At 64.9% G+C, this 13,388-nt stretch carries 16 protein-coding genes; 7 read left to right on the forward strand and 9 right to left on the reverse strand.

Features of this window, described 5'->3' with window-relative positions:
- Positions 1-39: 39 nt before the first annotated feature.
- Together ABIB06_RS35645 and purB are read right to left on the reverse strand one after the other, a co-directional pair.
- On the reverse strand, positions 40-1,212 hold the full coding sequence (locus tag ABIB06_RS35645) for a M20 aminoacylase family protein (protein ID WP_354046307.1): 1,173 nt from the start codon (positions 1,210-1,212) through the stop codon (positions 40-42).
- Between the two features lie 124 nt (positions 1,213-1,336).
- Entirely contained in the window at positions 1,337-2,644 is a 1,308-nt protein-coding gene (purB, locus tag ABIB06_RS35650; protein ID WP_354046309.1) for an adenylosuccinate lyase, read from the reverse strand.
- 520 nt (positions 2,645-3,164) lie between these two features.
- Between purB and ABIB06_RS35655 the strand changes: the two genes are divergently transcribed.
- Complete coding sequence (locus ABIB06_RS35655; RefSeq protein WP_354046311.1) at positions 3,165-3,749, forward strand: TetR/AcrR family transcriptional regulator; 585 nt, start codon at positions 3,165-3,167, stop codon at positions 3,747-3,749.
- A gap of 45 nt (positions 3,750-3,794) precedes the next feature.
- Here the strand turns inward: ABIB06_RS35655 and ABIB06_RS35660 are convergent, their stop codons facing one another.
- The 3 genes from ABIB06_RS35660 to ABIB06_RS35670 form a co-directional block, all read right to left on the reverse strand.
- Positions 3,795-4,097, reverse strand: a complete 303-nt coding sequence (locus ABIB06_RS35660; protein WP_247339087.1) for a hypothetical protein — start codon at positions 4,095-4,097, stop codon at positions 3,795-3,797.
- A 143-nt stretch (positions 4,098-4,240) separates the two neighbouring features.
- A complete protein-coding gene (locus tag ABIB06_RS35665; RefSeq protein ID WP_354046312.1) occupies positions 4,241-4,891 on the reverse strand; it encodes a response regulator in 651 nt (216 codons plus the stop codon).
- A 7-nt stretch (positions 4,892-4,898) separates the two neighbouring features.
- Positions 4,899-6,275 carry a sensor histidine kinase gene (locus tag ABIB06_RS35670; protein WP_354046314.1) on the reverse strand — a complete coding sequence of 459 codons (1,377 nt, stop codon included), beginning with the start codon at positions 6,273-6,275 and terminating at the stop codon, positions 4,899-4,901.
- Positions 6,276-6,473: 198 nt separating this feature from the next.
- On the opposite strand from ABIB06_RS35670, the gene ABIB06_RS35675 reads away from it, so the two are divergent.
- The 5 genes from ABIB06_RS35675 (at position 6,474) to ABIB06_RS35695 (ending at position 10,810) form a co-directional block, all read left to right on the forward strand.
- Positions 6,474-7,244, forward strand: coding sequence for a MotA/TolQ/ExbB proton channel family protein (locus ABIB06_RS35675; RefSeq protein WP_247444488.1), 771 nt, complete (start codon positions 6,474-6,476; stop codon positions 7,242-7,244).
- Positions 7,241-7,927, forward strand: coding sequence for a DUF2135 domain-containing protein (locus tag ABIB06_RS35680; RefSeq protein WP_247339081.1), 687 nt, complete (start codon positions 7,241-7,243; stop codon positions 7,925-7,927). The genes ABIB06_RS35675 and ABIB06_RS35680 overlap by 4 nt, the downstream gene beginning before the upstream one ends.
- Positions 7,920-8,525, forward strand: coding sequence for a hypothetical protein (locus ABIB06_RS35685; RefSeq protein WP_354046316.1), 606 nt, complete (start codon positions 7,920-7,922; stop codon positions 8,523-8,525). Before ABIB06_RS35680 ends, ABIB06_RS35685 begins: the two co-directional genes overlap by 8 nt.
- A 114-nt stretch (positions 8,526-8,639) precedes the next feature.
- Positions 8,640-9,380 carry a metallophosphoesterase family protein gene (locus ABIB06_RS35690; protein ID WP_354046318.1) on the forward strand — a complete coding sequence of 247 codons (741 nt, stop codon included), beginning with the start codon at positions 8,640-8,642 and terminating at the stop codon, positions 9,378-9,380.
- A 5-nt stretch (positions 9,381-9,385) separates the two neighbouring features.
- Positions 9,386-10,810 (forward strand): serine/threonine protein kinase, encoded by a 1,425-nt coding sequence (locus tag ABIB06_RS35695; RefSeq protein ID WP_354046320.1) that lies wholly within the window; start codon positions 9,386-9,388, stop codon positions 10,808-10,810.
- Positions 10,811-10,835: 25 nt separating this feature from the next.
- On the opposite strand, the gene ABIB06_RS35700 is transcribed toward ABIB06_RS35695, so the two are convergent.
- From ABIB06_RS35700 to rpe, 4 genes are all read right to left on the reverse strand, one after another.
- Positions 10,836-11,018, reverse strand: coding sequence for a hypothetical protein (locus tag ABIB06_RS35700; RefSeq protein WP_247339077.1), 183 nt, complete (start codon positions 11,016-11,018; stop codon positions 10,836-10,838).
- Between the two features lie 21 nt (positions 11,019-11,039).
- A complete protein-coding gene (locus ABIB06_RS35705; protein ID WP_354046322.1) occupies positions 11,040-11,219 on the reverse strand; it encodes a hypothetical protein in 180 nt (59 codons plus the stop codon).
- Positions 11,220-11,224: 5 nt separating this feature from the next.
- Positions 11,225-11,359 (reverse strand): hypothetical protein, encoded by a 135-nt coding sequence (locus ABIB06_RS35710; RefSeq protein WP_354046324.1) that lies wholly within the window; start codon positions 11,357-11,359, stop codon positions 11,225-11,227.
- 150 nt (positions 11,360-11,509) lie between these two features.
- Positions 11,510-12,211 carry a ribulose-phosphate 3-epimerase gene (rpe, locus tag ABIB06_RS35715; RefSeq protein ID WP_354046326.1) on the reverse strand — a complete coding sequence of 234 codons (702 nt, stop codon included), beginning with the start codon at positions 12,209-12,211 and terminating at the stop codon, positions 11,510-11,512.
- 252 nt (positions 12,212-12,463) lie between these two features.
- Here rpe and ABIB06_RS35720 point away from each other — a divergent pair, with 252 nt between their 5' ends.
- Positions 12,464-13,270, forward strand: coding sequence for an EF-hand domain-containing protein (locus tag ABIB06_RS35720; protein ID WP_354068891.1), 807 nt, complete (start codon positions 12,464-12,466; stop codon positions 13,268-13,270).
- Positions 13,271-13,388 lie beyond the last annotated feature (118 nt).

The raw sequence follows: 13,388 nt of genomic DNA on the forward strand, positions 1-13,388 counted from the left end.
GACGCCACGGGCCTCGATAGGGGGATACTCTTCGCCGAGTTACCCCGCCGGCATCCGCGTCTCCACCAGGCGTGCCCAATATGATGCGCCGTGGCCGAGGATGTTGTCGTTGAAAACATAGGCCGGGTGGTGGCACTCGTTGCCATCGCCCATGCCGACCAGGATCATCGCGCCGGGGCGCGCTTCCAGCATGAAGGAGAAGTCTTCGGCGCCCATCATCGGAATGAACTTGTCGTTGACGCGGTCGGCGCCGACGATGTCGCGGGCGACGTCGGCGGCAAGGCCGGCCTCGCGCGCATGGTTCATCGTCACCGGATACATGCGCGTGTATTTCGTCTCCGCCGAGCCGCCATAGGCACGGGCGACGCTGTCGGCGACCTCGCCGATGCGGCGTTCGACGAGATCGCGCACCTCAGGATCGAGCGTGCGCACAGTACCGCCGAGCTCGGCGATCTCCGGAATGATATTGAAGGCCGTGCCGGAGTGGAATTGCGTGATCGAGATGACGGCTGACTTCAGCGGATCGACGTTGCGCGCGACGATCGATTGCAGCGCGTTGACGATCTGCGAGCCGATCAGCACGCTGTCGATCGACTTGTGCGGACCCGCGCCGGCGTGGCCGCCCTTGCCGTGGACCGTGATCTGGATGTTGTCGGAGGAGGCGAGCATCGCACCCGGCGTAGTCGCGAAATGGCCCTCGGGCAGGCCCGGCATGTTGTGCATGCCGTAGACCTCCTGAATGTTCCAGCGCGTCATCAACCCGTCCTCGACCATCGCCTTGCCGCCGCCGCCACCTTCCTCGGCGGGCTGGAAGATCACGATCGCGGTGCCGTCAAAGTTGCGCGTCTCGGCCAGATATTTGGCGGCGCCGAGCAGCATGGCGGTGTGGCCGTCATGGCCGCAGGCGTGCATTTTGCCGGGTACCTTGGAGGCGTAGGCGACGCCTGACGTCTCCATGATCGGCAGCGCGTCCATGTCGGCGCGCAGGCCAATGGTCTTGCCGGAGGCCGACTTGCGTCCGCGGATCACGCCGACGACGCCGGTGCGGCCGATGCCAGTCACCACCTCGTCGCAGCCGAACTCGCGCAAACGATCGGCGACGATGCCGGCGGTGCGATGGACGTCGTATTGCAGCTCCGGGTTCTCATGGAAGTCATGGCGCCAGGCGGCCATTTCGTCGGACAGGGCGGCAACGCGGTTGACGATCGGCATGGGGGCTCCGTCTCAGTTGTTGTTATTGTTGTAGCCGGATGAGCGAAGCGACATCCGGGATCTTTGTTGGTGGCTCCCCGGGTATCGCTGCGCTCACCCAGGCTACGCACTACGGACGCGACACTCAGCTTTCCCCGAACACGCGCTTGAAGATCGTGTCGATGTGCTTGAGGTGATAGCCGAGATCGAACTGCTCCTCGATCTCGGCGTCTCTGAGATATTTCTTCACTTCAGCGTCCTTCTTCAGGAGCTGGAGGAAGTCGCCTTCGCCGCGCCAGACCGGCATGGCGTTGCGCTGCACGAGCTTGTAGGCGTCCTCGCGGCTGGCACCCTTCTGCGTCAGCGCCAGCAGCACGCGCTGGGAGTGCACGAGGCCGCCGAGGCGGTCGAGGTTCTTCTGCATGTTGGCGGGATACACCAGCAGCTTGTCGATCAGGCCGGCGAGGCGCACCAGCGCGAAGTCGAGCGTCACGGTCGCGTCGGGGGCCATCATGCGCTCGGCGGAGGAGTGCGAAATGTCGCGCTCGTGCCAGAGCACGACGTTCTCCAGCGCCGGTGTCACATAGGCGCGCACCATGCGCGACAGGCCGGTGAGGTTCTCCGAGAGCACCGGATTGCGCTTGTGCGGCATCGCGGACGAACCCTTCTGCCCTTCGGAGAAGAACTCTTCGGCCTCCAGCACCTCGGTGCGCTGCATGTGGCGGATCTCCACCGCGAAGCGCTCGACCGAGGAGGCGATCACACCGAGGACCGAGAAATACATCGCGTGGCGATCGCGCGGGATCACCTGCGTCGAGATCGGCTCGGGGACAAGGCCCATGGCCTTGGCGACGTGTTCTTCCACGCGCGGATCGATCTGCGCGAAGGTGCCGACGGCGCCGGAGATGGCGCAGGTCGCGACCTCTTTCCTCGCCGCGATCAGGCGCTCCTTGGCGCGCGTGAATTCGGCATAGGCATAAGCGAGCTTGAGGCCGAAGGTCACGGGCTCGGCATGGATGCCGTGGCTGCGGCCGATGGTGGGCGTCATCTTGTGCTCGAAGGCGCGCTTCTTCAGCGCCGCCAGCACGTTGTCGAGGTCGGCGAGCAGCAGGTCGGCTGCGCGGGTGAGCTGGACATTGAGGCAAGTGTCGAGCACGTCGGAGGAGGTCATGCCCTGATGCACGAAGCGCGCCTCGGGGCCGACGATCTCGGCAAGGTGAGTGAGGAAGGCGATGACGTCGTGCTTGGTCTCGCGCTCGATCGCGTCGATGCGGGCGACGTCGAAGGTGATGTCCTTGGCCTTGGCCCAGACCGTTTTGGCGGCTTCCCTGGGGATCGTCCCGAGCTCGGCGAGGGCGTCAGCCGCGTGCGCCTCGATCTCGAACCAGATCTTGAACCGGGTCTGCGGTTCCCAGATCGAGGCCATTTCCGGGCGGGTATAGCGGGGGATCATTGGACTGCTCCAGGAAGGTGGGCGGGCGACCCAAGAGAGCGCTACCTGCCAAAATGCTTTTTACGCCGTGATTTAGCAGAGCGGAGAGGGCGAAACAAACGATCCGAGCCCGGGAAGAGGGAGATCGCCGAGCTATCCACCGGACCAGCCGGCCCAATGGAGGCCGGAGAGGAGGCCCGCAAAAATCGACTTTCAATCACGGATCATTGACTGACAGATATTGAAATCTGTCATCGAGAAGTGTATATCCCCTCTCGGACGCTCCGATTGGGCGTCTCGTGGTTCTCCCCCCGAGGAGATACCGCGGACGATTGGAGACTTAAGACAATGACGACCGAAATCATCAATCTGACCGGGACGATTGGGCATTGGCTCAATTTACTGGTGGCGCGCCAGATCGCGGCGCAGGCTGCAAAACTGCCTCATTAAGGCGAGAGCTTTCCGAAACGACCGGCACGGGCGCTTCGGAAGCAGCTCCATCGCCGGGTAACTGAGCCCTCAACGGGACCATGGTGCTGGCATGAATGAAGCCGTTATCTTGACGCCGGAGCGGATCCTCGAAGTCACCGAGGACGTGTTGCGGCGCTACGGACTTGCCAAGGCCACCGTGGTCGACGTCGCCCGTGCGCTCGATGTGAGCCACGGCAGCGTCTACCGCCATTTCCCGAGCAAGGCCTCGCTGCGCGAGGCGGTTGCCAAACGTTGGCTTGATCGTATCGACGCGCCGTTGCTGGCGATCGCCGAGGAGCAGGGTCCGGCGCCTGTCAGGCTCGACCGCTGGCTGCGCACGCTGTTCGACGCCAAGCGTTCGCGCGTGCTCGACGATCCCGAGATGTTCGAGACCTATCTGACGCTGGCGCGCGAGGCTTGCGCAGCCGTCAGGTGTCACAAGGACACCATGATCGACCAGATCGGGGCGATCCTGACCGACGGCGTGAAGCAGGGCGTGTTCGAGGTGGGCGACGTCAAGGCCACCGCGCGCGCCATCTTCGATGCCACCGTCCGCTTCCACCATCCGGCCCACGCCGACGAGTGGAAGGACGCCGATCTGCCGGCGCGCGTCGATGCGACGCTGGCGCTGCTGTTGCGCGGATTGAAGGCGTAGGCCGAACAACCCACCCGCTCCAAAGCCAGCGGTGGCCGGCGTTTGTTATCCCCCCACCTTATGTGCAAGGGCACCATCGCGGAGCGAACGCGGATGGTGAGATTTTTTCCGCCCACCAAGCGCGGCACCGGCCAATGGCACGACCGGCGGGCTTTCCGGATACGCATTGACTTCAATTTCGACAAGGTCCTTCGCCCGCTTTCGAAGCCGGTAGAATGCAAGCTCTTGTCCGAGCAGGGGGCAGTGGAATCGAATCGTTGCTGTGTCTGGCAGGCGGCAGAGTTCATCGATGAGCTCGCCGACAGTGATGATCGCGGGATAGGTGGCTTCGCGGATAGCCTTACTCATGGCGGAACTCCTTCGCTCTGGTACTAACCAGAGTTCGACCGCCTCCGTTCCAATCCGCATCGCTAAGGCGATCGAAATATTCTTGGAGGCCCCGCGTGCGGAGGAGGGCTCTGCGCGCCCTGTCTCCAGGGACGGGCGAACACTTAGATCTTCGTCAGCCCGCAAGCCGCGGCGAGCCGCACGAGCTGCGCATCCGTGCGCGCGCCGGTCTTGGTCTTGATCAGATAGTGATAGTTCTGCACCGTCTTGACGCTGAGATTGAGATGCGTCGCGATCTGCTCGGTGGTGGCGCCGCCGGCGAACTGGCGCAGGATCTCGATCTCGCGTTCTCCCAGTTGATCCAGCGCAGAGCCCGCCGAGAGGCTGTCCTCGGCCAGGATGTGCGCGATGTCGTCGCTCATGGCGCGTTCGCCGCGGGCAACGCTGCGGATCGCGGATACGACCGCGGACGGCTCGCTGCTCTTGGTGACGAAGCCGCTGGCGCCGGCACTGAAGGCGGCTTTCACCAGCACGGCCTCGTTGTGCATGGTGAAAACGAGGATGCGCGCCCGCGGGCTGCGCGCGCGGATGTTGCGGATCGCCTCCAGCCCGCTCGCGCCGGGCATCGAGATATCGAGCACGACGACGTCAGGATCGCGCGCCTTGAAGGCGCTGTAGGCATCCGCGGCGTTATCGGCTTCCGCCACGACATGCAGATCGCCCTGGCTTTCCAGCACGCGCCGATAGCCTTGCCGCACGATCGGATGGTCGTCGACCAGCAGCACGGAGATTCCTGTTGCCGCAATATCGTTCATCCCGGCCTCATGCGGCGAGCGGGATGGTGGCGGCGACACTGAGGCCGCGATGGGCGGGCAGGATCGACAATGATCCGCCCGCCGCAGCGATGCGCTCGCGGATGCCGGTGAGGCCGAAGCCGGCCGACTGCGCCACGCGTACCGCATCGCCGCCGCCGTCGTCCTCGACACTGATCAGCAATGCATCGTCATCGCCCGTGCGCCGCTCGACGCGCAGGGAAATCTCGCGTGCCGCGCCGTGGCGCAATGCGTTGGTCAGGCACTCCTGCGCGACGCGATAGGCGGTGGTGGCGGCCGGGCCGCTGATGTCGGTGAGGTCGCCCTTGAGATCGAGCTGGATCGTCGGCCGCGCCGCGCTCTGCGAACGCCAGCTATCCACCAAATTCACCAGGCTCGCCTCCAGTCCAAGCTCTGCGGGAAGGGGATTGCGCAGGCGCTTCAGCGCGTCGCGCAGTGAGGCCATCAGATGATGCGTGGCCTGCGAGATCATCCGCGCGTCCTGCGCGATGCCGTTGTCCTTGTCCTTGTCTTCCTTCGTGCCCGCCGTCTCGATGGTGTTGGCGAAGGCGAGGATGGCCGAGAGATTTTGCCCGAACTCGTCGTGCAGTTCGCGGGCGAGCGCGCGGCGCTCATCGTCGCGGATCTCGATCAGGCGCCGCGTCAGCGCCGCGCGCTGTTCGGTCGCTTCCTCCAGCCGGCCGCCGAGCTCGCCGACGGCGCTGCCGATCATCGCCAGCTCCATCGAGCGGAAGCGCGGCAGTTTCGTGCGATACTGACCGCGCGCCATGCGCTGCAAGGCGGTCACGATCGTGCGCGCCGGCGCCAGCGCATGCGCGATCGCGAGCGAAGCCAGCAGTGCGATCGCCGCCGCCATCAAAAGCGCGACGTCGATCACGTTGAGGATGTACTCCCAGGCGAGCGAGATGGCGGCCGCGGCATCCGGCGTCGCGACCACCGTTCCGGCGGTCGCCGCGCGAGGACTGACGGGCCGTATCACTTCGGTGTGGCTGCCGAGGAAGGTCGGCACGATCGATGCGAACCAGCGCGGCGGCGTCTTGCCTAGCCCCTCGCTCTGGCCGCAGAGCGGCTTTTCGAACGCGATGACCGGCTGGAACTCGACGCAGACGCCGGGCGAGATCAGCTTCATCGTCTCCAGCGTGCGCCACTCCGGAACCGGCAGAAGCTGCTCGCGTGTTCTGCTGCTACGCAACAAGAATTCGTGCCAGTACAGCGCCTGAAGCGCCTGCGCGACCCGTTGCGCCGAGGCCGCGGTCGCCCGGTCGACGCTGCGATAGGCGTCGAACGTCGCCCAGACGGTCGCCGCTCCAAGGCAGAGCGCGACGATAAGAAACAGACGGGCGACAAGCTCAAGCACAAGGCGCATGCGATCACCCCAAAGTTTGGTAAGGTCAGCCTAACAACGCCGCCGCGCCTTGCCAATTGCGAGGTATGGCAGGATGGCAGCTCGGGCAAATTTCCCAAGCCGGATTGGGCATGGCTCTTTGGACCGGGCGCGGCGGCTTTGATCTAATGGGCGGGAAATCGCGGTAGGCCAATCTTTGCAGGCCAGGAGCAGTGCAGCATGAGTTCGATGACGATTGGACCGATCGCGGGGACCGCGACCGACCCATCCGAGCGCAGCGCGCTCCTGTTCTGGATGATCTTCACCGGGCTTTCGGTCTTCGCCGTCGTGCTGCTGTGGCGCTTCGGCCTGATCCGTCTGATGTTGTCGTCGGACCGCACCTACATTTCCAGCGTGATCGCGCTGCTCTATGTCCTCACCTGCGGTCACTGCTTCCTGCGCACGCGGGCAATTGCCCGCGAGGGCGCGGCGGCCCGGCGCTGCCGCGCGGTGCTCGCGGCGCCCGAGGGCGGCAAGGCGCTGGACGCCGGCGCGACCGCGCTGCCGCGCGGGCTGGTGCGGGACCACATCGAGAGTCTCGTGACCAAGGCCACGGCGCAGGACTACCGTCCGGTCGACCAGACGCTGTTATTGCGGACGCTCGCCGATCGCCTGCGCGGGTCAAACGGCTTCGGGGCCTTCGTCTCGGATACGCTGATGAAGCTCGGCCTGCTCGGCACCATCGTCGGCTTCATCATCATGCTGGCGCCGATCGCGGGGCTCGATGCCGCCGACAAGGTCGCAATGCGATCCTCGATGGGGCTGATGAGCGATGGCATGGCGGTCGCGATGTACACCACGCTGGCGGGCCTCGTCGGCTCGATCCTGGTCCGCATCCAGTATTACATGCTGGACGCCGCGACCCAGAAGGTGTTCTCGGACGCGGTGGTGCTGACCGAGACCTATGTGACGCCGGTACTGGAGCGCAAGGGCGCTGGAACGCCGTCATGATGGATGACTTTGGTCTCTATCCGCGCGAGGAGCCGTTCGATCCCCTGGGCGTGATGCTGTTCAAGGCGCTCCAGGTGATCGCGTTCCTGTTCTTCCTCGCACTGCTCGCGGTCTCGCCGGATGCCAAGGACGGCAAGATCGACTCCAAGGCCGAGTTCATGATCACGCTGGACTGGCCGGACAGCCATCCCGACGATCTCGACCTGTTCGTGCAGGATCCCGCCGGCAACATCGCCTGGTATCGCCACCGCGAGGCCGGCTTCCTGACGCTCGACCGCGATGACCGCGGCGGGGCCAACGACTTCATCATGGTCAACGGCAAGAAGATCGCCTCGCCGATCCGCGAGGAGATCGTCACGGTGCGCGGCATCGTTCCCGGCGAATACACCGTCAACGTATCGCATTTCGTGGCGACGACCGGCGTCCCGGTCGAGGCCAATGTGAAGGTGCAGAAGCTCAATCCGACGGCGCAGGTGGTCTTCGACAACAAGTTCATGCTCGATCACACCGGCGACGAGAAGACCGCGGTGCGGTTCCGGCTCGATGCCGAAGGCAAGGTGGTCAATGTGGACCAGCGGCCGAAATCGCTGCTCGAGACCTTTCGCAGCGGCTGGCGCAACGGCGCCGATCTCGACCCGAGCACCGGTGTGAGCAAGAACGCTGCGAGGGTGCGCCGTGACTAGCCTGCAAACGATCATCCTCACGCTATCGATAGCCTACACCGTCATCGGCGCGCTGCTGCTGATCGTGCTGGTCTATGCGCGGCTGCACTGGTCGTTCAAGGCAGTCGCGGTGGTCGTGACCAGTGCGTTCTATGTCGTGAGCTTCACGGAAATGCGCGGGCTGCTCGGCTGGGCCAGCGCCGATCGGCTGCCGGGGAACTTCAAGCTGCTGAAGTCCCGCATCGTCGAGCCGCATTCGTTGGAGGGCGATCCCGGCTCGATCTATCTGTGGGTCGAGCAACTGGATGAGGACAATCGCCCAAGCGGCATCCCCCGAGCCTTCCGCATCCCCTACAACGACAGTCTGGCCGACAAGACCCATGCAGCGGAGAACGAGATCGCGCTGGGACATCCGCAAGGCGGCCGCGCCGCCGATTTCGGCGGCGGCGACGGCAGCCTCATCGACATGGTCCGGGAATATGTGACGCCCAAGACCATCATGGAGACGAGCGGCGGCGATTCCTCGACCGGCGAGTTCAGCGCTCCGCAGGCCGGCGCGCAAGGCGCCGGTTTCACCCCTGTGCCGCCACCCCGGATGCCGCCGAAGGACGAGCAATAGGCCCTTCACCCTTGCCGCAGGGACCCGCTGGAAAGCCGAACCGCGCAGACGCATCTTGACGTCCCTCAATTTGGCCTTATCGGCTTCCGACAAGACATTTGGGGTGGAGGGTGCGTGCTTCTCGCTGTCTTCTCGGATATCCATGGCAACCGGCAGGCGTTCGAGGCGTGCCTGAAGGTCGCGCGGGCGCGTGGCGCCGAGCGTTTCATCCTGCTCGGCGACTTCGTCGGCTATGGCGCCGATCCGGAATGGGTGGTGGATACCGCGATGGAGCTGGTTGCCCAAGGCGCCGTCGCCGTGCGCGGTAACCATGACCAGGCGGTCAATTCCTCGGCCGAGACGATGAATGCCGAGGCGCAGATCGCGATCGAATGGACCCGCGGCCGGCTCGACACCGCGCAGCGCCGGTTCCTGGCGGAATTGCCGATGCTGGTGCAGGACGGCGATCGCCTGTTCGTGCATTCGGAAGCCTCCAGCCCCCGAAGCTGGCACTATGTCCGATCGACGGCGGACGCCGCCAAGAGCCTGATCGCGACGCCGGCCCATGTCACGTTCTGCGGCCACATCCACCGTCCGGCGATCTATTCGATGTCGGTGACGGCGAAGATGACGGGCCTGGTGCCCAAGACCGACGTCTCCATACCGTTGCTGCGCGGGCGGCAATGGCTTGCGGTGCTCGGCTCGGTCGGCCAGCCACGTGATAGCGATCCATCCGCCGCTTTCGTGCTGTTCGACACGGTCTTTTGCCAGATCACCTATTGCCGCGCGCCCTACGATGTCGAGACGGCCGCGAACCGGATCCGCGAGAACGGCCTGCCGCATTGGCTTGCCGACCGGCTGTCGCAGGGGCGCTAGAGGCGATGCCGAAACCCCTGGTCAAATCAGGCGCAGAGATCGACGGCTACACTATCGGCGAATGCGTCCATGCCGGCGGGATGGCGACGCTGTGGACGGTCACCCATCCCGGCATCGACGTGCCGCTGCTGATGAAGATACCGCGGGTGTCGGAGGGCGAGGACCCCGCGGCGATCGTCTCCTTCGAGATGGAGATGATGATCCTGCCGCGGCTGGCCGGGCCGCATGTACCTTCATGTTTCGGCACCGGCGATTTCGCCCACCAGGCTTATGTCGTGATCGAGCGCATCGCCGGGACCACGCTCTACAAGCGATTGCCCGACCTGCCGCTGCCGTATGACGAGGCGCGGCGGCTCGTCGCCAGGATCGCGACGGGGCTCGCCGATTTGCACCGGCAGAACGTGATCCACCACGACATCAAGCCGAGCAGCATCATGTTCCGCGAGAGCGGCGAGGCCGTGCTGATCGACTATGGCCTGTCGCACCACAACCATCTGCCGGATCTGCTGCAGGAGGAATTCCGCCTGCCTTACGGCACTGCGCCCTATATGGCGCCGGAACGGCTGTCAGGCGTGCGCGATGATCCGCGCAGTGATCTGTTTTCGCTCGGCGTGCTGCTCTATTTCTTCACGACGGGCGAGCGTCCCTTTGGCGAGGGCGAGACGCTGCGTGCGATGAGGAGGAGGCTGTGGCGCGATCCGTACCCGCCGCGCGGCTTACGCGCCGACTATCCGCCCTGGCTCCAGGAGGTCGTGCTGAGGTGCCTCAAGATCGAGCCGGTGTGGCGCTATCCGACGGCGTCACAGCTTGCGTTCGATCTCGCCCATCCCGACCAGATCAAGCTCACCGCGCGTTCGGAGCGGCTGAAGCGCGATCCGCTCAGCGTCGCCTGGCGCCGCCGGTTCAACCAGGGTGTCATGGCACCCCGCGCGAAATCGTATGTCGCAGCCCAAATCGCATCGAGTCCGATCCTCGCGGTTGCGCTCGAGACGGTGGAAGGCGCGCCGGAGCTGAACGAGGCGCTGCGCGTCACCGCCGAGCGCATTCTCGCGACGCTGCCGTCGGCGCGGCTCGCTTGCGTCAACGTGCTCAAGCTCAACCGGATCGCGATCGATCGGACGCTCGACGAGCAGGGCTCCAACAAGCATATTGACCGCCTGGTGGCGCTGAGGCATTGGGCGACGCCGCTCAAGCTGGATGAGAGCCGGCTGTCGGTTCATGTGCTGGAAGCGGTCGATCCCGCTGCGGCGCTCCTGGAATTCGCCGAGGTCAACCAGGTCGACCACCTCATCATCGGCGCGCGGCAGAGCTCGTTCCGCCGCACGCTGCTCGGCAGCGTCTCGGCCAAGGTGGCCTCGGAAGCGGCCTGCACTGTCACCGTGGTGCGGCCGCCGCGGCTGGCTGCGGATGCTGGCGAGGAGGCCGGATAGGGCAGTGCTCTGGATGCTGGAAGGTTCAGGCCGCGTGGGCGGAGCGCTTGCGGCGGATCGGCCAGGAGAACTGGGGGCCGGGCTCGCCGTGATCCGCGCTGCCGCCGAAGAACTGGATGAGCTCGCGGCAGGGTTCGCAGTTGAAGAGGTTACGCGACGCGGATGCCTTGGTCATTTCCTTCAGGCAGTTCGGGCAGTGCGGCTTCATGTGCTTGGTCCAGAAAAGAATTCAATGCCGGCGCGGTGACCGGAACGGGTGATCCAGGTCCGCCGTCTCGGGCCCGGTGTCGTCGCGCATCTCGCCTTCGGAGCGTTCGAGCCGGCCGAAGAAATAATCGAGGTCCGGGTGCGGGCGCCGCGGAATGCGGCACCTGCGCTTCAGCTGACGCTTCACGAGCGCGAACTGCACTTGCGTCAGATCCGATGGCGACGAGTGGTACGCAACGAACGTGCCGGGATCTGCACCGGTCCGGCCGACGGGCCAAACACAACAAACGTACTGAAACCAAGCCACAACGCCACGCCAGTCCAAACCAGGGTCGTCGTCATGATGTGCTCCCGCGAAAACAGGCAAGAATCACTAGCGGTGATTTGCGCGAATCAGGGAAGCCCGGAGGAGTACGGATCAAGATTGCAATTTTAGGCATTGCGCGTCGCAGCATCCGTAGAAGCCGCTCATTCGCGAAGGCGCGTGACGCCTCAGATCGCTTCGCCGCGTGCGCCTGCGGCCGCGTTGCGGATCGCGGCAATATTGGTCTTGTACGCTTCCTGCGTGCCGCCCCTGAACACGGACGTGCCGGCGACGAAGGCGTTGGCGCCAGCCGCGGCCAGGGGACCTGCGACGTCGGGGCCGACGCCGCCATCGACCTCGATGTCGATCGGACGGCCTGCCGTCATCGCGCGGATATCGCGGATCTTGCCGATCGCGGAGGGGATGAAGGCCTGGCCGCCGAAGCCGGGATTGACCGACATCACCAGCACAAGGTCGACGAGGTCGATGACGTATTCGAGCACGCTGATCGGCGTGCCTGGATTGAGCGAAACGCCGGCCTTCTTGCCGAGCGCGCGGATCGCCTGGAGCGAGCGGTGCAGATGCGGACCTGCCTCCGCATGCACGGTGATGTGGTCGCAGCCGGCTTTGGCGAAGGCCTCGAGAAAGGGGTCGCACGGTGAGATCATCAGATGGGCGTCGAAGATTTTCTTCGTATGCGGGCGCATCGCCTTGATGATGTCGGGGCCATAGGAAATGTTCGGAACGAAGTGCCCGTCCATCACGTCGAGATGGATCCAGTCGGCGCCGGCGGCGTCCACGGCGCGCACCTCCTCGCCAAGCTTGGAGAAATCCGAGGCCAGGATCGAGGGCGCGATTGCCAGGGGGCGGGGGGCGAAGGCTTGGGTCATAGCGCGGTTTCCCGTGGCGGCCGTGAAAGATGAACTCGCCTAACATGGGCCTCTCAGCCGGGCAATGCAGGGGTGGCGAGCTTTCTGTGGGCGGAAATTTCTGCCGCGATCGGCATGAATTGCCGGTGTTACCGGGCCGTGCAAAGTGCGGCGAAGGCGGATTTCATTGAGCTTTTTTCGCTGGCACGGCGCTTGCTGACGTCACCTCCAGGACATTGGCCGCGGCATGCCGCATCGGTTGGAGTTTTTGCAATGTTGTTTGCCCTTGGTGCCGCATCGAGTGCGCTCGACGCGATCCAGTCGCTGACGAATTCGAAATCGTCCTTGTCGACCCAGAAGACGGGGTCTTCGAAAGGCGCGACCAATCCGTTCGCGATCGACAGCGGCAGCAACAGCACGACCAGAGGCGCGACCTCTTCGGTCAATTCGGGCAAATATCCGCAGATCTCGCCGGAGACGATGAACGCGTTGTTCGCCGCGCAGAGCCAGTCCTCTGACAGTACGAGCAGCACAGCCAGCTCGACCTCGTCGAACTCCACGTCCTCCACGTCGACGTCCTCGACGAGCCGTGACGCCGCGCTGGAGGACCTTTTTTCGCAGGTCGACGGAGACGGCGACGGCAAGATCACCAAATCCGAATTCGAGAATGCGCTGGGTGCCGGCGGCACCAACACGGCGCAGGCCGACGACGTGTTCTCCAAGCTGGATTCGAATTCCGACGGCAGCGTCAGCCTCGACGAGATGTCGAAGGCGCTGAAGAGCGGCCATCACGGCCACCATCACGCGCAAGGTGCAGGCGATGCGTCCGGCACCGGTTCGGATGCTTCCTCGCAGTCGAGCGGCGGCTCGACCTCGACCACGACAACCGGCGCCGACGGCTCGTCCACCACCACCGTCACCTATACCGACGGCTTCAAGATGTCGACAACGGTCCCGGGCGCCCCCAGCGCCTCCGGTAATTCGGCTTATGATCTGTTTGCGCAGTTGATGCAGCGGCAAGGCGGGCACGGGCAAGGCGCCTCAGCGGCTGCCGGCTCGTCCATGTCGATGAGCGTGTGAGCGAGAAGCCTCCCTCCGCAAATTGCGTCGTCGTGCCCCGCGGAGACGGGGCATCCCGTACGCCGCGGCCTTTCGGTTCAATCATTTATCGTCTCTGGAATACTGGATCGCCCGGTCT

Origin of the sequence: Bradyrhizobium sp. LB8.2 (genome assembly GCF_040548035.1) — a bacterium.
GTDB lineage: Bacteria > Pseudomonadota > Alphaproteobacteria > Rhizobiales > Xanthobacteraceae > Bradyrhizobium.

What these genes read in the sequence shown, in the direction of transcription:
- ABIB06_RS35700 (WP_247339077.1), bottom strand. Translation starts at nt 11,018, where the DNA reads ATGAAGCCGCACTGCCCGAACTGCCTGAAGGAAATGACCAAGGCATCC.
- ABIB06_RS35675 (WP_247444488.1), top strand. Translation starts at nt 6,474, where the DNA reads ATGAGTTCGATGACGATTGGACCGATCGCGGGGACCGCGACCGACCCA.
- ABIB06_RS35655 (WP_354046311.1), top strand. Translation starts at nt 3,165, where the DNA reads ATGAATGAAGCCGTTATCTTGACGCCGGAGCGGATCCTCGAAGTCACC.
- purB (WP_354046309.1), bottom strand. Translation starts at nt 2,644, where the DNA reads ATGATCCCCCGCTATACCCGCCCGGAAATGGCCTCGATCTGGGAACCG.
- ABIB06_RS35665 (WP_354046312.1), bottom strand. Translation starts at nt 4,891, where the DNA reads ATGAACGATATTGCGGCAACAGGAATCTCCGTGCTGCTGGTCGACGAC.
- rpe (WP_354046326.1), bottom strand. Translation starts at nt 12,211, where the DNA reads ATGACCCAAGCCTTCGCCCCCCGCCCCCTGGCAATCGCGCCCTCGATC.
- ABIB06_RS35680 (WP_247339081.1), top strand. Translation starts at nt 7,241, where the DNA reads ATGATGGATGACTTTGGTCTCTATCCGCGCGAGGAGCCGTTCGATCCC.
- ABIB06_RS35695 (WP_354046320.1), top strand. Translation starts at nt 9,386, where the DNA reads ATGCCGAAACCCCTGGTCAAATCAGGCGCAGAGATCGACGGCTACACT.
- ABIB06_RS35720 (WP_354068891.1), top strand. Translation starts at nt 12,464, where the DNA reads ATGTTGTTTGCCCTTGGTGCCGCATCGAGTGCGCTCGACGCGATCCAG.
- ABIB06_RS35710 (WP_354046324.1), bottom strand. Translation starts at nt 11,359, where the DNA reads ATGACGACGACCCTGGTTTGGACTGGCGTGGCGTTGTGGCTTGGTTTC.
- ABIB06_RS35670 (WP_354046314.1), bottom strand. Translation starts at nt 6,275, where the DNA reads ATGCGCCTTGTGCTTGAGCTTGTCGCCCGTCTGTTTCTTATCGTCGCG.
- ABIB06_RS35645 (WP_354046307.1), bottom strand. Translation starts at nt 1,212, where the DNA reads ATGCCGATCGTCAACCGCGTTGCCGCCCTGTCCGACGAAATGGCCGCC.
- ABIB06_RS35660 (WP_247339087.1), bottom strand. Translation starts at nt 4,097, where the DNA reads ATGAGTAAGGCTATCCGCGAAGCCACCTATCCCGCGATCATCACTGTC.